Origin of the sequence: Sodalis ligni, assembly GCF_016865525.2 — a bacterium.
GTDB lineage: Bacteria > Pseudomonadota > Gammaproteobacteria > Enterobacterales > Enterobacteriaceae > Acerihabitans > Acerihabitans ligni.
The window spans coordinates 5,819,542-5,839,638 of record NZ_CP075169.1 but is presented as its reverse complement, the minus strand read 5'-3'; the positions used below and the strand labels follow the sequence as shown (position 1 = coordinate 5,839,638).

Genomic DNA, 20,097 nt, shown 5'->3' with positions numbered 1-20,097 from the left:
CCTAATCGTTTAGTTTAATTAGTGAAATACCGATAAATAATTATTTATATCAAAAATAGTAGTTTTTAATTTATTGTTTTAATTATATAAATAATAAATTAGCAATTCAGATTGGTGATGAAAGAATCAATATATGAAAAAAACAGAACAATATGGATATGCACCGAACGACCTTATCCCGCCGACGGCCTTGGCCGACGATCCCCCTTTACGGGCCGTCCGGGCATTCGAGGCCATCGCGCGTTTGGGCAGTGTCACCGCCGCTGCCCATGAACTGGACATCTCACCCTCCGCCGTCAGCCACCAGCTCAAAATTCTGGAAGCCTTTTTGCAAATGCCGCTGACGGAACGGCAAGGGCGCAATCTTATCTTACGTACAGAAGGGCGCGAATATTATCGTTCCATACGCTCCGCCTTTAACGTGTTACGCCAGGCCACGGAGCATGTCAGGGAGCAATCCGCCTCCCGGCAGGTGACCATCAGCCTGATACCGCTGTTCGGCATGGGCTGGTTTATCCCCCGCATGAGCGGTTTTTTGCAGGAAAATCCCGACATTGATATTAACGTTGTCTATGCCAACCATCGCAACTACCCAAGCGACGCGGCGGATATTTCCATCCGCTTCGGCGCGGGCCAGTGGCCGGGATATCGCTGCCAAAAATTGATGTCGGGGGAGATGATTCCGGTTTGCAGCCGGGGCTTTATCAAGTGGCATGGCCTGATAGATACGCCGGATCAGCTCTCAGCCATGCCGTTGCTCCATGATGAAGAGCGCAACACCTGGATGGCATGGTTCCAGAGCATCGGCGTCAAACGGCCGCTGCGCAGTTCCGGACCGTTGTTCGAGGACGGCCTGCTGACCCTGGCCGCTGTGCAATCAGGGTTGGGCTGCGCACTGATGCGCGAGCCTCTGATCGCGCCATATCTGCTGTCGGGAGAGCTGGTGAAATTATCGGACCATGCCATCGACGACGGGCGCGATTATTATCTCTGCGTCAGGCAAGACAGCGAGCTATCAAAGGAAGGGGTGAATTTGCAAAATTGGCTGGTCAAAGAGGCGCAGCGATAAGACTGTTTTTCCACGCGCCTTCGGCCGGAAGGTTACTCAGGCTTCCGGTTCATGTTAAATAAATAACTATTTAAAGTTAAAATTGTTATTTTTAAATCGTGATATTTAACCGTCTAATAGCAGGCTTTCTGGTCTTAACCACGGCATGGCCGGTGGGATAAGACGTGATTTCATCGGTGGCTATTGCCCCGACGTTATTTTTTATCCAGGAGCGACTGCATGGCATGGCGTTTAGATCCGCGCAATTTTCCCGATTTCACGCAAAAGAAAATCATCGATAAGCATCTGGACCGGCTGGATACCCATGGCGTGTCCAGGCGCGATTTCCTGACCCTGGCATCCGCCGGCGCGGTGGCCGCCGCCACCGCCAGCCTGACGCTGGGATTTCCATCGGCGGCCGTGGCGGCCCCCAGCGGGAAGCTGGCCTATCTCTCCTTTAACGTCAACGAATACAACGTGCAGACCGATAAGGCATTCCAGGCGGCCAGCCGTGAGTTCGGCCTGCCTTACGCTTTCCTGGACGGGCAAAACGACGGTCAGCGCCAGGTGAATCAATTTGAAGAGCAAACCGTGGCTGGGGCAATCGGGGCGGTATTCAACCTGGCTGACGGCAGTTCGCTGCGGCGGGTATCGAGCCTGGCGCAGCAAAATAAGCTTTTTTTCGGCAATTTCTGGAATACGCTGCCGTGGTTTACGCCTTTCGACGCCAGTGAGTATTACACCCTGTATGCCGTGCCCGAAGAGTTCGAAGCCCACCGCGCGGTGACGGTGGAGCTGCTGCGCACCGTCACCGAGAAATTCGGCGGCGGCGATATCGTGGCGGTGACCGGCATTGACGGTTATGTATCGGACATCGCCCGAAGCCGGGGCCGGGACGATGCCTTCAAAGACTTTCCGAAAACGCGGCTGGTGGACAAACTGCCGGGTAAGTGGAACCGCGAAGACGGTCTGAAGGCTACCGACGATTTGCTGACGCGCAATAAAAACGTGGTGGGCATCGTGGCGCAAAATGACGATATCGCCCAGGGGGTACTGGCGGCTCTGCGCGCCCGCGGCCTGCGTCCGGGCGAAGATGTCTTGGTAGTGGGCGCCGACGGCACCACCGAAGGGGTGAAATCCATTATCGGCGGCAGCCAGCTTGCCACTAGCGCCAATAGCCCCGCCTATGCGGCGGCATTGTTTACCGCTCGCATCTACGACGTTACGCACGGTTGGACGCCGCGCGCTTCGGAGCGGGTGCTTAACTGGCAATCGCTGAACCTGACCCGGCGCAACGCGGACATTTATCGTAGCCGTTTTGTCGACAACAACGGCGTGGCGCCTTTTGACTATAGGCGTCTCTCCCATGTGCTGCACCCAAGCGATTGGGATCCCCAGGCGCATGTTTACCCCATCAACCTGGAAAAGGAGTGGACCGGCATTCCCAAGCCGGCGGGTTATCAATTGCCGAAAGAGTATACGGATGCGCGTGATAACGGCGAGTTTGAGCGCGTGCGGGCGGAGTATGCCGATCATTACAAGATCAAGTTTGACGGACCGTCCCCCAATGTTAAAAGCTGACGTTTTTTCCACCGCCGCGCCGCCGGCGGTACTGTCTCCATTGTTGCCAAGGCCTCAGCCGCTATGGCCGCGTGCCGGCGACGCCGCCCGTTATGCGTGTGCATCATCCCTGAATGGCGCGTTTTGGCCCTTATTCAACGGAGCATTCCGCCATGGAGCATAATCTGCTCGCCGTGAACCATCTGGGCAAACGCTATGGCCGCACCCTGGTGCTGGATGACTTGTCGCTGCTCATTCCCGCCAATAAAGTGGTGGCGGTGATCGGTGAAAACGGCGCCGGCAAATCCACGTTAATGGACATCATCAGCGGCATCGTGCCGCCGACGTCGGGGGAGATGCTGGCGCGGGGGCGCCCGTATCAGCCAGGCAATTACCGCGCCGCCCTGGGCGAAGGCGTGTCGCGGGTGTTCCAGGAGCAATCGCTTGTCGCCAATGTGCCGGTCTATGAGAATCTGTTGCTGGGTGAAGAGGCGCGTTTTACCCGCGCAGGGCAATGGCTGGATAAACGGAAAATGATCGCGGCCGCCGAGGGGATCGTCGAGGCATCGGGTTTTGATATCGATGTGCGCAAACGCACCGGCGATTATGATTTTTCCAAACGCCAGGCCATTGAAATCGCCCGCGCCTGTTTAACCCCGTCGCTGTTACGCGGCGTCAGCCAGCCGCTTATCCTGCTGGATGAACCTACCTCCGCCCTGGACCGGCGCGATGAGGAGATATTTTTCCGCCTGGTGGCGCAGGTCAGGCTACAGGGTTCGCTGCTGTTCGTTTCACATCGTCTGAGCGAGGTGATGAGCCATGCCGACATTATCTGCGTGCTGAAGGACGGCAGGCTGGTGGCGACGCTCTCCCCCGGCGAGACCGATGAGAGCGGCCTGCACCGGCTGATGGTGGGCCGGGAGCGGTCGGCGGATCACTATTACCAGCAGCGGCAGGAGGACGTCAGCGCGAATCCGATACGGCTGGAAACCCGCCGGCTGGCTCAGTCGGGGTCGTTCCAGGATGTTTCCCTACGGGTGCGGGCCGGCGAGGTGCTGGGCATCGGCGGACTGCTGGATTCCGGTAAAAGCGCGCTGGGCAAAGCGGTGGCCGGCATTACCCCGCCGGATGACGGCGAGGTGAGCCTTGAGGGGCAATCAACGCGGCGCCCCGACATCAGGCGTTTTATCCGTCAGGGCCTGGGCTATATCCCGGCGGAACGGCTTACCGACGGTTTGATTGCCCGTTTTTCCGTGGCCTGGAATTTCTCGCTGGCCGGCGGCGGCGACCTGTTTGCCGGCCGGCTGGGGCTGTGGCGTCTGCGCCGGGAACAGCGGGACGTTCAGCGCTATATCGAGCAACTGCGGATTCGTTCCGCGACGCCGGTGCTGGCATGCTCTCGTCTTTCCGGCGGCAATCAGCAAAAGGTGGTGCTGGCGCGCTGGCTGTGCCGCAGCCCGAGGGTGCTGGTGTTGGATAACCCGACCCGCGGGGTGGACGCCGGCTCGAAAGAGGAGATTTACCGGATTATCCGCGAACTTACCCAACAGGGCGTCGCCATCCTGCTGATTACCGATGAACTGCTGGAATTGATCGGTTTGTCCAATCGCATCCTGATCATGCGCCGCGGCCGGGTGGTGAAAGAGCTGGCGGCGCCTCCCGACCAAAAGCCGGGGGAGCGCGACATCATCCCCTGGATGTTGCCGGACGGCGCCTCCCGTCCCAACGAACCTTCCGCTTTTCCTCTTCAAGGAGCCGGTTATGCAAACTGATCTCCCAAACGTATCCGCCAAAACCAACCGGGCCGGCGACTTTTTACGGGCCATTGATAAAAGCTTCTGGTTTCCCGTCGGCGTGGTTGTGGCGCTGTTCGTTTTTTTCTCCCTGACCACCGACTCCTTCGCCACGCTGCGCAACTTTACCGCCGTCAGCGGTCAGGCGGGCGCGCTGTTGATTGCCTGCCTGGGGGGCAGCTTTATCATCCTGATGGGCAGCATCGATCTGTCCATCGGCGCGATGGTGCTGCTGTCCGGCGCGGTGGGGGTCACCCTGATTAACGGCACGCCGCTGGGATTTGCCGTGATTCCCGTGGTGACGGCTATCGGCTGCCTGTTCGGCCTGTTGAACGGCGTCATTTATGTCTATGGTCGCATTCCGTCATTTATCGTGACGCTGGGCACCCTCTCCGTATTCAGCGGACTGGCGCTGAAAATCCTCGATGGCCGCGCCATTGAATTTAATTTGCCGGGCTTTGAAACCCTCTCTATCGGCCAGGCCATACCCCATTTGCCCAATATCACGCTTTGTGCGCTGATTGCCTGGGCGCTGATGGTGTTCGTGGCCGTTCGCACCCGGTTCGGCCGCTATATGTATCTTATCGGCGGCGGCGAAACGGTGGCGCACACGGCGGGCGTGCCGGTCCGGCGCTATAAGCTTTATGCCTTTATCGTCGCCGGCGGGCTGGCGGCCATCGCCGCGCTGCTGTCGGTTGCCCGGCTCGGGGCGTCGGGTCCTTCCCTGGGCAGCGATCTGCTGCTCAACAGCCTGGCGGCCATCGTGGTGGGCGGCACCTCGCTTTCCGGCGGGGTGGGCGGCCCCCACCGCACGCTTATCGGCGTGCTGATTATCGCCATGCTCGACAACGGCCTGAACTTGCTGGGTGTATCGCAATATTCACAGATGATGATCAAAGGCGCGGTGGTGATCGCCGCGGTGCTGGTCAGCCGCGAATCCAGCCTGCGCGTGAGCGTCAAATAGGAAAAAACATGCCAAAAAGATTGATATTCAATGCCTTTTCCATGAACGCGGTATCCCATGTCTATCACGGGCTATGGCGGCATCCCGAGACCCGGCAAACCGAACTCAACGATATTTCCGCCTGGGTGGAACTGGCGCGGATCCTGGAAAGAGGCAAATTCGACAGCCTGTTTCTTGCCGACGCCCTCGGACTGGACAGCGGCCATAACGGCAGTTGGGATATTTATGCGGAACAAGGCATCCATTTTCCGGTTAACGATCCCACGGTGCTGGCGGCGGCGCTTATCACCTCCACCGAGCATCTCGGCCTGGCGTTTACCAGCTCTATTTTGCAAAGCCATCCGTTTGATTTCGCCCGGCGGGTGTCCACCCTCGATCACCTGAGCCGCGGCCGCATCGGCTGGAATATCGTCACCAGCACCAGCCGCAACGCCGCGCAAAACTTCGGCTTTGACGCCCCGGTACCCCACGACGAACGCTATCGCTGGGCCGACGAGTATATGGCGGTGGTCTATAAGCTCTGGGAGCACTCCTGGGAGCAGGACGCGGTGGTTGCCGACCCTGTGGCGGGGCGTTATGCCGACCCGCGCAAAATCCACGCCATCGATCATCAGGGGGAGCGGTATCGGGTGCGTGGACCGCATCTCTCCAGCCCGTCGCCCCAGCGCACGCCCTTTTTGATCCAGGCCGGCTCGTCCACGGCGGGCCGGGCCTTCGCCGAGCGTAACGCCGAGGCGACCTTTGTGGTCTGCCTGACTCCCGAGGCGGCCCGTATCGCCATCAGCGGGCTGCGGGCCGGGCTGGTGCGGGCAGGCCGGCGGCCTGAGGATTTACTGGTTTTCCAGGGGCTGTCGTTTGTGGTGGGAAGCACGGAAGAAGAGGCGGCGCGCAAGGCGCGCGCGCTGGACGAATATGTCAGCACCGATGGATTGGCGGCCCATGTGGGACGCGATCTGGGCATAGATTTCGGGCTGTTGGATCCTGATAAGCCGGTGGCGGATTTCAACATCGAAGGTTTGCAGGGCTTCACCCGTTTTTATGAAGAAGCCCATCCCGGCAAAAAGGCGCGGCTGGCGGATCTGGTGACGGCCATGTCCTACAACGGCCGTATCGTAGGTACGCCTGAACAAATCGCCCACCGCCTCGCATTGTGGCAAGAGGCGGGCATTGACGGCGTGAACGTGGCTTACCAGACCACGCCGGGCTCCTTTGTCGAGTTTATCGACCACGTCATGCCCGTTTTGGCGCGGCGCGGGCTGGCGCAGACGGAGTATGCGCCCGGTACGCTGCGCGAACGGTTTTTCCCCGGGGGAGAGGCGCGGATCAATGCGCGGCATCCCGCCCGGCGAAGCGACTGACCACCATTTCTTGCGGCGCGCCCGCCAGGATGCCGCTGCTTTTGATAAGGATAACACCATGACATTAGCTACTAATGCCTGGGGATTGCCCCCAAGCGAGCGTTATTCGTCGCTGGCGGAGCGATTCCGGCCGCTGTTCGCCAACATCAGCGCCGGCGCGCTGGAGCGGGAAATTACCCGCACGCTGCCGTATGAACAGATAGGCTGGCTCAAAGAGGCCCGTTTCGGCGCGCTGCGGGTGCCTGAGGAGTTCGGCGGTTTCGGCGCCACGCTGCCTGAGCTGTTCGGCCTGCTGATTGAGCTCTCCGCGGCGGATTCCAATATCACCCAGGCGCTGCGCGGACATTTTGCCCTGGTGGAGGATATTCTTAACACCCGCATCCCCGGCCGGCGGGAAAAATGGCTGCCGCGTTTCGCCACCGGTCAAATCGCCGGCAATGCCTGGACCGAGCTGGATTCAACGCTTCAGGGATTCTCCAGCCGTGTGAGCCGCGACGGTGACGGTGCTTATTTAAACGGCACCAAATTTTATACCACCGGCTCGGCATTTGCCGATTGGATCCATGTCGGCTGTGTAAACGATAATGACGAGCCGATATCGGCGATTATCCATCGCCACGCCCGCGGCGTCACCGTGGCGGATGATTGGGATGGTTTCGGCCAGACCCTGACCGCCAGCGGGACGACAGTATTCGACCATGCCCCTTTGGAGTGGGACGATGTTGCGCCGGAGGAAGATCGGTTTAACTACTCTCCTGCGTTCTATCAGCTGGTTATCCTCTCCGCCCTGGCGGGGGTCGGCCGGGCGGCGGCAGACGAGGTGGCCGGGGCGGTGGCGCGGCGAAATCGCACCTATTCCCATGCCGCGGCCACGCAGGCCGGCGCCGATCCCCAGGTGCTGCAGATAGTGGGTCGTATTCAGGGCGCGGCGTTCGGCGCCGGCGCCATCGTGCTCAAAGCCGCCGAAGCGCTCCAGGACGCCTATGACACTGCGCGCCGCGGCGACGCCAGGGAAAAAGAGGCGGTGGCGCTGGCGGAACTGCAGGCGGCGCAGGCGCAAACGGTGGTGTCCGGCCTGGTGCTTGACGCCACGGCGCTGATTTTCGATGCCCTCGGCGCCTCGGCGGTAAGGCGCGGAGCCGGCCTGGACCGGCATTGGCGCAATGCACGGACCCTGGCATCCCATAATCCGCGCATTTATAAAGACCGGATCGTCGGCGACTATGCGGTAAACGGCACGCCGCCGCCGCCGCAATGGACGGTAGGCAGCGCCTGAAACAATGGATATTGTCTTCCCCAGGCTACCCCGCCATGCACGCCAGCAGCCACTCCCTTAGCCGGACGATATCCTCACGGCTGGACTTATCTAGAGTGGTAACAAAATAGTAGTTGGCGCCCGGTAGCCGCCGGGCATTGGCGGGCGTCTCTCCGGACGTTTTTTGGGCAGCGCCGGTTCGGTGCGCTTGCTCATCATGTGGATGACGAACAGAGATTAAACACGTATCATTCAACCTCTGTCCTTCAAGCCATACGGGATTGTCAGTTTTGGTCTCGCTTTTTCATCTATCGCAGCGACGCATGCCAGCGCTTATCGGGCTGGTAGCGATTCTGATGCTTTTTATCGGTCCGGTGGTATCCAAATCACTGGAACACCGGCGCGTGGGTGTTAACATCGACCCGGGTCATACGGTGGCAACCGCTGCCATGGCGATGGCCGGAATGGACATGTCCGATGATGAGATGAATGGCGACGGCATGTCCGCCATGTCCGAACCTGATAACAGCCAACCGGTACCGGTGCATGATGCTCGGCACGCCGGCCACGATAATCACCTCGCTCATTCCGCGTTATATGCCTGGACGGACGGTAGCACTTCGGGATTGATGAATGATATCGCCTGCGGCTATTGTCAGCTTTTGCTCCATCTGCCTTTAATGGCATGGCTATTCATTCCTTTTGTCTGGCTGATGTTGCTCATCTCACGCGCCACGCCGGCCGCGATATTTACCCGTCCGTTACTTTCTTTTTTCCCAGGCGATCCACAGCCGCGCGCGCCACCCCCTGTTTAATTAATCCATTTTTTAATGAAATAATCCGATCATTTTTCTTGCTCAATGCAGCGGGATGAATTTGTATGCGCAATATTAATTCCTAAATAACAGGTTAATAAATATGAACTCGAATATGTCAAAACGCTTTATTGCCACGGCTTTATTGATGGCAGGTCTGGCCATAAACCAGCAGGCACAGGCTCATGCCCATCTGGAAAGTGCTTCACCCGCGAATCAAAGCGCGGTGGAAACGTCACCAAATCAATTGATTCTATCGTTTAGCGAAGGAGTGGAACCCGCCTTCAGCGGGGTTGAGTTAAAGGATGGCGGAAGTAAAACCATCGCTACCGGCGAGGCGACGGTTGATCCGGCGGATAAGAAAAAGATGATTATCCCGTTATCCACACCGCTGGCCCAGGGTAAATACGAAGTTGATTGGCATGCGGTAGCGGAAGATGGTCACAAAACGAAGGGAAACTACGAGTTTTATGTAAAATAAGAAGTGTAGGTCGCGCAGGGGACTATGGTCCTTTGCGCGCTCGACAGCATAAGTAACACAGTACGTTATGAACATAACTATGGCGATATTATAATAGTGGCAGTGCGTGCAGTTAAAATATATAAAATTTGAATAAAGGTGATAGCATCAAATTCTTGAATTTATATAACTTAAAAATCTACTAAATACCTTATGCAGGAAAGCTATCCTATCAAATAACCTGATATCCTTCTTTTATAGAGATGAAGTAACGGATTGCGGCTTCCGCCAAGCTATCTGCGGTATCTATCATGACAAAGGGCTTTGGCCCATCAAAAATCAGCGGCCTGATGTCAGTGCAAGCAACGAGTCCCGCCTGCGCTCCGAGCGCCGCGGCTTCCGATAGTACGGAGTGCCAGCTTGCTGTTACCGCTTTATCTTTAAAACCTTTTTCTTTGACCAGTATTATGAGTTCGGTGGTATGTTCAAGCAGACCTGCTGACGAGACGACTTTTAAGCCGGCAGCGATAAGACGTTCCTGATAAAAACCGGCCTCAATGGTGGGCGCCGTCCCAATGATTGCAACGTTTTTGGTAGCATCCGGGATTTTTGCAATCGCGCAATCTGCCATATGTAATATAGGGATGCCTGCACCGGCCGCTTCAATATCGGCAAAATACCGATGTGCGAGATTACATGGAACCACGATGAAATTCACTTTCGCTTTCACCAGATCGGTAATGCCGCTTTGCAGCGCCAATATCATTTTTGTATCGTCTAGGTCCCGGCCAGGATAAAAGGGCGTCGGTAGAGAGATGATGTGCATTTTAGGAAAATCCATATCATCCTTCGCACCGTACAAGGATTGGCAAGTACTAACTAACATATCGATGAAAGGGGCCGTGGAACGTGGTCCCATCCCGGCAAGCACGCCGATTGTCAAAGGCATTGCAAATCCTCCTGATAGCATAAATGTGTTTCCAGTAACGGGAAACTATCATGGTCCGCGAGACTTTACATTTTACGGGCATGGCTATGCCAATCAATCAAAATATTGTTCAGTTAAGGTTAATTTGTTGGGGGTAAATAATCGGTAAACCACCCTTTCAAGTTATCTGTATTCCCCACGATATGAGCGCGCCATCGCATGCGCCAGCATGGCGAAGCGACAAGCGGTTTGGGCAATAATCGGGAAGGATCGGGCTGACGCAGGCAAACACGAATAAGGTAGTGTCATGGAACTCATTTGATTAAAGGAGCGTTTCATGAAAACCATCGGTTATGCGGCGTTAAATGCGAACACGCCTCTGGCGCCATTTATTTTCGAGCGGCGCGCCTTGCGCGATAATGACGTGGCTATCGAGATTTTATACTGCGGCGTATGCCATAGCGATCTTCACCAAAGCCGGGACGATTGGAAAGACTGGGGACCCACGGCCTATCCCTGCGTGCCCGGCCATGAAATCATCGGCCGGGTGGTTGAAACCGGCGCCGGCGTTACCCGTCATGCCGTAGGTCAATGGGTTGCGGTGGGCACCATTATTGACAGCTGCCAGCATTGCGACCAGTGCCGCAGAGATGAGGAACAGATGTGTCGGGAATACCCGACGGTAACCTATAATGGGCACGATCGTATCAGTGGTGAAATAACCCGTGGCGGCTATTCCAAGCATATCGTCGTGCGTGAAGAGTTTGTCCTCAAATTGCCGGACGGGCTCGATCCATCGCGTGCTGCGCCTTTATTATGCGCAGGTATCACCGTTTACTCGCCGTTACGTACCTGGCATGTCGGGCCGGGGTCGCGGGTCGGTGTTATCGGCATCGGTGGTCTTGGCCATTTGGCGGTGCGGCTGGCCGCCGGTCTTGGCGCCATAGTAACGGTTATTACCCGCACCGCGGAAAAGGCGGCGGAGGCCAAGGTCCTTGGCGCGGAGAAAATGCTGCTGTCAACGTCAACAGAAGATATGTCGGCTGCAAACGCTTCTTTTGACGTGATTATTGATACCGTTCCTGTCTCCCATGATGTGTCGCCTTATGTTCAACTGCTGGATGTCGAGGGTGCGCTGGTGATTGTCGGCAATTTGGGCGATATGGCTGGGTTCAACACCCTGCCGCTGATAATGGGCCGTCGGCGCATTACCGGCTCACCCTCGGGCGGGATTGCCCAAACCCAGGAAATGCTGGATTTCTGTGCCAGAAAAGGGATCCTTCCCGACTGTGAAATCATTCCCATACAGGACATTAATCAGGCCTTTGAACGCATGGAACATGGCGAGGTGAAGTACCGTTTTGTGATTGATATGGCGTCGCTGGCATTGCCATGAAGGTCATCAGAATGTGCTGGGATTGTTAAAGACGGGGGCGCGTAGCCCCTTCACATCCTTGATCGGCGGCGCGCCGAACATGCGCCGATATTCCCGGCTAAATTGGGTGACGCTTTCATAGCCGACCCGTACTGCCGCCGTGGCGGCATCTACGTTTTCCCCGATCAGCATGCGCCGGGCTTCGTGCAAACGCAGATGTTTTTGATATTGCAGCGGGCTCATGGCGGTCACCATGCGAAAATGGTGGTGCAGCGTTGATTGACCCATGCCGACGAATGCGGCCAGTTCGGCCATTTTTAACGGTTTATCAAAGTTTTCCCGAAGCCAGGTAATCGCCTTGGCGGTGCGGTGGCTTCGGGTGCCGGTGAGAACCGTCTCGCGCAGCCTGCCCCCTGCCGGGCTGGTGAGAATGCGATAAAGAATCTCCTGCTGTATGAGTTTTCCCAGATGAGGAAGATCCTGCGGTTTATCAAAGATGGCGATGAGTCTGGCAATGGCATCAAAAAGCTCAGGGGTTGCCGGACCGGTTGCCATTCCGGGACCTTTAACCGGCGAATGAGGACCGTGCTGTTCAATGTCAGCCATCAGTTGGCGCGCCATCTGCAAATCCAGCCGCATCAGTAACGAAATATAGGGCGCTTCGGCACTGGCCTGTAGAACTTCCGTGACGGTGGGGAGATTCACCGAGGTCAGCAGAAACCTTGATTCATCATATATATAGGTTGTTTCTCCCAGCTTCACTCTTTTGCGTCCACGTATAATCAGCGACAGGCTGGGTTCGTACAAATAGGACATTGGCGGAGTATATTCACATACCCGGGCAAAGCTAAGCCCTGATGCCGGGGTCATGCGCTCATTTTGGCCGCCCAGGAAGGCCATGATTTTCTCCGCCAATTCTCCGCGGACGCGTTCTGTGTCTTTGCTACGCTTTCGATCTTCTTCTCCCAGTTCAACAATCATGCTGGCCTCGGCGCTTTCTGCTCATGAGCGGGCAGGTTGCTTTCTCAGGGTAGGATTGCCTAATTTAACGTAATCCGGATGAATTAAGCAATGAACCGGATTAACGCCATGGGATGCCCGTTAATTATGCATCTTCCAATAACATCCCGCGTAACACCGTATCAAGCTCGACTTCACCAAAAAACCTGTCTGTTGTTTTGCCTTCAAACGTAATCCATTCATCATTGAAGCCATCAAGCATCTGTATTCGGGGCAGGGGGTTCTGCGCGCCCTGTGCCCGGAACAGCGATTCCCAGCTCGCGCGCGGAACCGCTTTTGCAACAATCGGGCGTCCCAGTATATCGGCGAAAGCCTTGGCAATATCGTTCGGCGAGACGCGCCGCGGCCCTTCCAACTCCACCACCCGTCGTCCTGACCAGCTCTGCTGCAGCACCATTGCCGCCACTCGTCCGATATCAGCCGTAGCAATCATCGGAACGGCTTTGTCCAGCGGCTGTAAATAGCTTTGGATAACGCCGCGATCGCGCGCCGCGTCAATGTCCAGCGCCGCATTCTCCATAAACCAGCCAGGCCGCAGGAAGGTGACGGGCACGCTTAATGCGGCCAGCTCTTTTTCCATCAGGGTACGTTGCGTCAGCAGATTGGTTTGGACGGCTTGAGCGCCGATGGTGGAAAGGCAAACCGCCTTTTCCGGCATCGCCGCCTTGATGGCGCTGGAAACGGCGGCAATGACCTTTCTGGCTTCAGGGAAGCCCGGGGCGGGATCAAATTCCGGGGGAGGGAGAATAAATACGCCGGTCGCGCCTTTGAATGCCTCGGTGAGCTGGGGGGCATTATCCATGTCGGCGATGGCGATTTCACATCCCTGCGCCCGCCAGTACGCGGCCTTGCCGATATCCCGCATAACGGCCCGCACAGGCTGATGCTCACTGAGCAATTTTCGCGCGGTTGCTCCCCCGACTTTTCCGGTGATACCCGTAATGACATACATTGAGTGAGCTCCTATGTAGCGTAAAAGAAGAAAAAGCAGATAAGGCGGGTACTCTTTGCCGGGGAAAGTATATAGTGGGCGCTATATTGACAGAATGAGTATCTGGTCATAACTTTAGTGACTTTAAATCACGAGTAAATCATGGGCTTTGACGGACGACTGCTTTCCAACATCAACGTATTGGCTGCAATAGTGCACAGCGGCAGTTTCGCACGCGCGGCCGAAGCAATGGGCATGACGCCTTCGGGGGTCAGCCGCGCGGTGAGCCGCCTGGAAGCCGGCATCGGCGTACGTTTATTCGATCGGACAACCCGCGCGGTGACGCTGACTGATGAGGGCAGGCGGCTTTATGAAGAGATTAGCCCGCTGCTGGCGGGCATCGACGATGCCGTCAATCTGGTCTGCGGCGCATCCACGGCCGTTCACGGACGGCTCCGGGTCAATGTCGATCCGTTTTTCTCCGGGCGAATGCTGGCGCCCCATCTCACCGCGTTTTTGGAGCGTTATCCCGGATTATTCCTTGAGCTTACGGTGCGCGATCAGTTAGGCGATCTGGTATCAGAAGGATTCGACATCGCCGTGCGCTTCGGACAGCCGCCGTCTTCTTCACTCATTGCGCGAAAACTGCTGGAAACACATACCGTTACCGTGGCTTCGCCGGAATATATCCAGAAACACGGTTACCCCCGGACGCCGGAGGATTTGATACAACACGACTGTATCCAGATGCGCAGTTCCATGACGGGGCTGCCGTTGGAGTGGGAATATGTTTCCGACGGCAAGATCATTCCGGTAAAAATCGCCAGCCGGCTGCTGGTTAACGAGGCCGGTACGCTATTGGGAGCATGTCTTGCCGGCGCGGGTATTGCCCGGATTAAAGAGAGAGGGGTCAAAGGCTTGATCGCACAGGGACGCCTGGTAGCACTGCTTACCGACTGGTCGGGAGAGAAATTTCAGCTCTATGCGCTTTATCCTTCCAGGCATTTAGCGCCGGCAAAGGTGCGGGCATTTATTGACTTCGTGGTGGATATGCTCCGTTCAGAACCAAACGAGGCAATGGAAAATCATTTTGACACCAGGGCCGAGTAACAGAATCGAAAGAGTGTCCACTGTAAAAAGCCATCAATTTTAACACGTTGAAAAAGCTTCCAGGCACGTTATGAAATAGCTTTTTGGTTAAAAACGTTATATGAATTTAGTCTGTATTTATTTATGTGGTGAATATGATATTTAACACCTATGAATCTCTCTACGGATAATTATGTGTATATTGGAAGTGATCAGCATGGGTGAAATTTGAATAATCAATTCATACATAAGCAGTATTATACTAGTTAACACTAGGAGGTAATAGGGTGAATTATGAGGTGGGATCAATCAGGCCGTTACCAAAAATCTATCCCTATGAGCATGGGAGCAATACTTTAACAAAAAATATAATATCTGCGTATTCTTCTGAAAATAAATTATTAAAAAATAATTCATCATTAAATGGCCGTGATCTTTATTATATGGCGATAGATTTTAATAACGAAAAAAAACAGATCATTAATGATGAACTCAATAGACAATGGAAACTAAAGCAACCCAAAAATAACATAAAAAAATTAATTTATGGTCTGCTGCTGGTTTCGCCTTTTAACAGCGGCCCGCCGGCGCCAGGCCAGGATAGAAAAAGGTCAAAGCGCGAGCCCCTGCCGTCTCCCCGGCATATCCGCACCGATAGTCAATATCGGCTTGCAGTCTATCTTAACAAAAACGCGGCGGCGGGAATTAACCCGGAGATCATTGAGGACCGTCAACTGGCTATCCGGCTGCTTAACAGCATCGCGCTAGAGCCGCGGTTTTTACCCGATCTTGCCCGACTGGCCCTGTCCGGCAGCAGGCTTTATGGTGAGCTCCGGGGTGAGACCCTGAGTTCCCTGCAGCAAAAAAGCCTGGTCGGGCGTGCCCTGTGCCAGCTGATTTACCAGGAAGACAATATTCCCCTGCGCGTGGCGAAGCTCTTTGCCGTCAACCGCCATGTCACGCAACGATCCTTTGCCGAGGTGGTGCAGTCCTGGCCCTACTCCAGCGCCTTTGCGCGAGAGGAACAACTATGGCGGCGGCAGTATGAAGCGCCGGAAATCCCCGTGCTCTTTCTGAAATCTATTTATAAATCGCCGGAGGGGCGGGAAGGGTTAACGCAAAACCAGACCGCCATTCTCGAGCCGGATAATCTGTGGGTAGGCAGCCTGACCTGGACATTGATGCAATTCGGCGCCCGAACAATAGTGTTGGATGACCCGGACAAACTTCCGTCCACGTCCGTACAGTCCTTGATCGAACTGGGCCTCGGCCTGGTGGCCCTGTTTCGGCAAGGGCTGCTGGCTTCAGGCGTGGAACCGACGCTGTATCTGGGGCTGGTACTCTACTATCTGCGTGCCAGGCCGGAGCTGGGGCTCGATGAGTTGCTGGCATCCGGCACACTGGACCCGGCGTTTGACCTGCTTAAAGATGAGCTTGAGCGCCGGCATCTCACGGCCCAGCGTCTGTATGACAGCTTTACCTATTATCAGGTCAATCATCAACGGCCAACTTGGCGTTCTCGCAGGGCGGCGGCCGAGGAATTGCTTAAGCAGCACTGCGGGAGCGCCCAAGCCGCCATTCTGAGCCGCGAAAATAAGAGTACTTATGCCTCAGATCCGGCTGGTGCAATGATGGCGTCGCCCGCCGGCCAGGAGTGCGTGGCCTCAGGCTCGCCGCTCCCCAATGTGAACGATTATTATCGCCGGGAAGTGGACCGGTTTGCGGGTAAAATCCGCGATCTTGACACGGCGCTGTTGAAGGCCGCCTTTGTGCCCAGCGATGTGCTGGATGACAATCTGCAAACCGAAGACGAACAATTCCTGCAGCGGTCGAACATTCATTGGGTTGCTCCCAGGCTGGCCCAGCGCCGAAGACCCCATAATATGTTTTACTCCAACGTACCGGTAAATTATTTAGCCAAACCCGATACCTTTTTTTTACAGGCCCACGCGGACGGCAAACAGCGGCTTTTTGCCCTGCAAACCTCCGAACAGGGATATTTGCTGCGTAAAGTTCACCTTGATGATAGTTACCTGAGCACGCTGCGGCCGTTTATGGCGGATTGGCCGGACGCGGAATGGGTTCCTCAGCATGAATTCACTCTTTTGGCCTTGAACAATGTCTCCGTGATGAAACAGCCAAACGAAACTTTGTCTGTTTTTCTTGAGCGCTACGCAGATTACCATTACCAGATCTATCGGCTGAAAATCCACGATATGGGCTTTGAGGGACCGGGGCCTACTTTTGCGGAAATTATGGATACGGCTGCCGGCTATATTGTTCCTTTTTATGGCTGCGTCAGCGCCATTAAGGCCGGGCAGCAGCAGGTTGCATTCGCGGAGTGCCTGGTAAATGGCGCCCTGATAGGAATGCCGCTGGTCTTTACCGGCATCAAAGCGGGTTGTGGCCTGTTCCGCGCGGTGGTAATCGGTGCCGGCCGTACTATTGGCGGGCCGAGATTCAGCGCGTCAGGGCAGGTTGTCTTCAAGAACGTTGTCCCCATCACGACGCAAATTTCCGGTGGCATCATGGCCGCCCGCGACCAATTAGGCAGCTTTATGGATGTGATGGGAAAAGAGGTGCTCAGAAGCGTCGATCCGGGATTTGCGACGCTACGCTCGCTGAGCGTATTAACCAAAGGTCTCTATCTGGCGTTGCTGTGCAGGGCGTCGCTGGGGCTGGTGGGATGGCAACGCAATCTGGCCAAAGTTTCGGGCGATATCCCTAAGTTCGTGGTGGCGACCCACGCCCAGGATTTTCAAATTTCCTATGACAAGGACGGCTTCACGCCGCTCACCGTCAAAGTAAAAGGCGTCACGTATCCGGTTTTCCATATACAAAACAGCAGTATGGTGGCCGTGGAAACAGGCGAGCGGACCCCCGGCGGCCAACTGATGTTTGCCCAGTTGGATTTACAGAATCAGTTCGGCATCTATAAAAAATACTATTGCCTGTATATTGGCAGCGCCCGGTGCCAGATGAGGGCCTACGCTTATCCGGATTTCAAGATAGAAATGGATGCGAAGCTCTCCCGCCCGGCTGAAACGCAATTTTTTTGGCTGCTCTCAAGCAGTTCGACCATTGACCTGGTCGTGGTGCATCCGTTCCATCTGTTGGATTTCGCCGACAAGCAATGGGTGGTGTTTGAAATCAACGGCCGGCGCTGGGCTTTTTCCCAAGACAACGCAACCCTGATACCGGCGGATGATACCGACGACTGGCGACCGTCATCCGGCCAGGGCGGCGGTATATTATCAATGATTGAACCCGGCGAGCATGAGAGGTCGTTCGGGCTGCGCCTGACGCCGCCGCGCCGGCGCCTTAAACGTGAAAACGCGTTTCCCCGGGTGATAGACTGGGGCCGGCGCTTGGCCGATTACACCCTTGATGATGTGGAGGACGTTTTGGGTTTACCCGCCGTCATTCATGACGATGCTACCCTGAACGTGCACATCGGCGAATTCCGGTATCTGCTGACGCCCGAAAAGAACGCCGCCACCTTCCTGCTGCGTCATCCCAAGCTGCCCGCCGCGCCGGCATTCCGGGTGGCTTATCTGGTCAGCAATGGCGATTTTGTCTTTGTGACGCCGATGGAGCCTATCAATGCCCATCACATCGGCGAGCAGTTGCGGCAAAAAATCGCCGATATTCCCCAGGCCACGCTGGCGACCCATGTCGATATATTGTTGCCGCCGCTCTTTAACGGCGCCTTTAGCTACGGTAACAGTATGTTCCTGAAAATCGGCGATCGATTTTTGCCTATCACGCCGATTGACGGGCTTTATCATACTTTGCCCGGAAAAGAAGAGGCTGGGCCGTATAAAATTCGCTGGACACTGCGCTATGAGCTATTCACCGGCAGTTTCGATATTGTCGGCATTGACGATTTCACCGCGCCGCACGGAAAAGGGGTAGGGGGGCACACTTCCAGGTTTGAAAGGCTTGCGGAACGTACTTATCCCAAGAGCGCCTTCCCCACCGTATCGGATTTGTGCCGGCTGGAAAATTGGATTAATAATCTTCCATCATTGTATAACCGACTGCGGCAGACAGCGCTTTTGTTGCGTCTTGACCCGCCACGCCGCGCCGAACTGCTGCATGCCGCAAGCGTTGCGTTGCGTACCTTCAGGATGGATGGCGCCTTACCGGACGATTGGGTGGCGGACTTTCCTCCGCTGGCGCTCTGGGCTACGCTGGTCACGACGGTTGACGCCGTCCGACGCCAGCAGGCAACGGCATCGGGGAATGTCTGGGACTGCCGGCAGCTGGCGCAAATTGTAGACGCGACCTGGCATTTCCCGCCGCCGGTTCTGCTCGCGCAGCGTGCTGACCTCAGGCTGTTAATCGTCAACAAAGAGCCCTCCCCTCTGGGGGAGCTATTGGAAAGAGCCTATGAAATACGGATTTTCCCCGATCGGCTGGCGGCGGCGCTCCTCACGAATGAAGGCGGCTTTCGTCGCTGGCTACCGGCAACGGATGATATTCTGCCTACAGTGGTGACCAAGTTTACCCTCGCGGACACACCGCAGCCGATTTTCTGGGTGGATGATACACAGCAAACTTGGGTGCAGGCGCCGGACGGGGCTAAAACACGATTGTACCGTCCAAACATGAATCGTCCCGTGCTCGATATTATCGTCTCTCCCGACGGCGGCACGGCGGTATTGATTGTTGAGCGAACGGCACAGATGCAATCGGCGCTGTTTTATCATCTTCCGTACATGAGCAGCCGGGCGGCGCCGGCCGAGATAGATTTCTATCAAGAAACCCCGCTGGCGAGGCCTTATTTAACCGGACAGTCAAATTGGGTCACCAATCAAGGCGATTTATATGTCATTTGCGAAAAAAGCTGGTCCTCACTTAATGAAGACTCTCTTCGTTGGACCGTCCCCGAGGGCTACCAACCGGACTTTGTCTCGCCGGATCAGCGCTTTCTCGGCTACATCAGGCGTGACGCCGAAATGCACGATCAGCAGTTATTGCTGATTGATATCATTTGCGATAAGTTCCTGCATTTACGCCGCAGCCAGCCGGTGAATATTAAGGGATTCGGCGCAGGCAAGGTCTTGAGCGTCGCCTTTTCCGCTCTTAATGCATTGGCGGCGGTGGGTTTTTCCGATGGGTATATCGAGATATACCGCATCGTTGAAAACGATGATACGGATAATGCGCTTTCTCTCGGCCACGCGCGCGTGCCGATGGGCCGGCTTGTCCTGGCGCAGGAGTGCTACTTCAAACCCAAGCAGATGGTGTTAGCATTCGATAATGCTTTTGACCGGTTATTGGTTTTTCATGATATCGGTGACTTCCACTCGGACCGTCAAGGCAACGGGACCTATGCCGTGTCGGAAATATATCTGGCCGATCTGGCATAACCATCGCCCTGGGATACTTTGCCGGTCACTCATTCAAATTATATTAATTAATGCAGGCGCTTTTCAAAACGAACCGGTAGCCAAGAGACATACTCTATATATGTCTCCCGGCGCCGGTTATATCGT

The 20,097-nt window shown here is 55.8% G+C and carries 14 protein-coding genes; 11 read left to right on the top strand and 3 right to left on the bottom strand.

Annotated features, from left to right (window positions below; genetic code table 11):
• The first annotated feature begins 133 nt into the window (after window positions 1-133).
• From GTU79_RS27105 to copC, 8 genes are all read left to right on the top strand, one after another.
• Entirely contained in the window at window positions 134-1,069 is a 936-nt protein-coding gene (locus GTU79_RS27105; protein ID WP_203520430.1) for a LysR substrate-binding domain-containing protein, read from the top strand.
• Window positions 1,070-1,288: 219 nt separating this feature from the next.
• On the top strand, window positions 1,289-2,629 hold the full coding sequence (locus tag GTU79_RS27100; protein ID WP_203520432.1) for a sugar ABC transporter substrate-binding protein: 1,341 nt from the start codon (window positions 1,289-1,291) through the stop codon (window positions 2,627-2,629).
• A 152-nt stretch (window positions 2,630-2,781) separates the two neighbouring features.
• Complete coding sequence (locus tag GTU79_RS27095; protein WP_203520434.1) at window positions 2,782-4,380, top strand: sugar ABC transporter ATP-binding protein; 1,599 nt, start codon at window positions 2,782-2,784, stop codon at window positions 4,378-4,380.
• A complete protein-coding gene (locus GTU79_RS27090) occupies window positions 4,370-5,365 on the top strand; it encodes an ABC transporter permease (protein WP_203520436.1) in 996 nt (331 codons plus the stop codon). The genes GTU79_RS27095 and GTU79_RS27090 overlap by 11 nt, the downstream gene beginning before the upstream one ends.
• 8 nt (window positions 5,366-5,373) lie before the next feature.
• On the top strand, window positions 5,374-6,723 hold the full coding sequence (locus GTU79_RS27085) for an NtaA/DmoA family FMN-dependent monooxygenase (RefSeq protein ID WP_203520443.1): 1,350 nt from the start codon (window positions 5,374-5,376) through the stop codon (window positions 6,721-6,723).
• Window positions 6,724-6,781: 58 nt separating this feature from the next.
• Complete coding sequence (locus GTU79_RS27080; RefSeq protein ID WP_203520445.1) at window positions 6,782-7,999, top strand: acyl-CoA dehydrogenase family protein; 1,218 nt, start codon at window positions 6,782-6,784, stop codon at window positions 7,997-7,999.
• A 302-nt stretch (window positions 8,000-8,301) separates the two neighbouring features.
• Entirely contained in the window at window positions 8,302-8,793 is a 492-nt protein-coding gene (locus tag GTU79_RS27075) for a DUF2946 domain-containing protein (RefSeq protein WP_203520447.1), read from the top strand.
• 103 nt (window positions 8,794-8,896) lie between these two features.
• The gene (copC, locus tag GTU79_RS27070) at window positions 8,897-9,274 is read left to right on the top strand and encodes a copper homeostasis periplasmic binding protein CopC (protein WP_214513538.1); all 378 of its coding nucleotides are present in this window, start codon (window positions 8,897-8,899) and stop codon (window positions 9,272-9,274) included.
• Window positions 9,275-9,485: 211 nt separating this feature from the next.
• Here the strand turns inward: copC and GTU79_RS27065 are convergent, their stop codons facing one another.
• Complete coding sequence (locus GTU79_RS27065; protein ID WP_214513537.1) at window positions 9,486-10,202, bottom strand: aspartate/glutamate racemase family protein; 717 nt, start codon at window positions 10,200-10,202, stop codon at window positions 9,486-9,488.
• Between the two features lie 316 nt (window positions 10,203-10,518).
• On the opposite strand from GTU79_RS27065, the gene GTU79_RS27060 reads away from it, so the two are divergent.
• Window positions 10,519-11,577: an NAD(P)-dependent alcohol dehydrogenase gene (locus GTU79_RS27060; RefSeq protein ID WP_203520453.1), complete on the top strand. Its 1,059-nt coding sequence runs from the start codon at window positions 10,519-10,521 to the stop codon at window positions 11,575-11,577.
• A gap of 6 nt (window positions 11,578-11,583) precedes the next feature.
• Here the strand turns inward: GTU79_RS27060 and GTU79_RS27055 are convergent, their stop codons facing one another.
• Window positions 11,584-12,537: an AraC family transcriptional regulator gene (locus tag GTU79_RS27055; protein ID WP_132924731.1), complete on the bottom strand. Its 954-nt coding sequence runs from the start codon at window positions 12,535-12,537 to the stop codon at window positions 11,584-11,586.
• Window positions 12,538-12,661: 124 nt separating this feature from the next.
• Window positions 12,662-13,528 (bottom strand): NmrA family NAD(P)-binding protein, encoded by an 867-nt coding sequence (locus GTU79_RS27050; protein ID WP_203520455.1) that lies wholly within the window; start codon window positions 13,526-13,528, stop codon window positions 12,662-12,664.
• A 141-nt stretch (window positions 13,529-13,669) separates the two neighbouring features.
• On the opposite strand from GTU79_RS27050, the gene GTU79_RS27045 reads away from it, so the two are divergent.
• Both GTU79_RS27045 and GTU79_RS27040 read left to right on the top strand, forming a co-directional pair.
• A complete protein-coding gene (locus tag GTU79_RS27045; RefSeq protein WP_203520457.1) occupies window positions 13,670-14,617 on the top strand; it encodes a LysR family transcriptional regulator in 948 nt (315 codons plus the stop codon).
• 422 nt (window positions 14,618-15,039) lie between these two features.
• Window positions 15,040-19,971, top strand: coding sequence for a hypothetical protein (locus GTU79_RS27040; RefSeq protein WP_203520459.1), 4,932 nt, complete (start codon window positions 15,040-15,042; stop codon window positions 19,969-19,971).
• The last annotated feature ends 126 nt before the right edge of the window (window positions 19,972-20,097 follow it).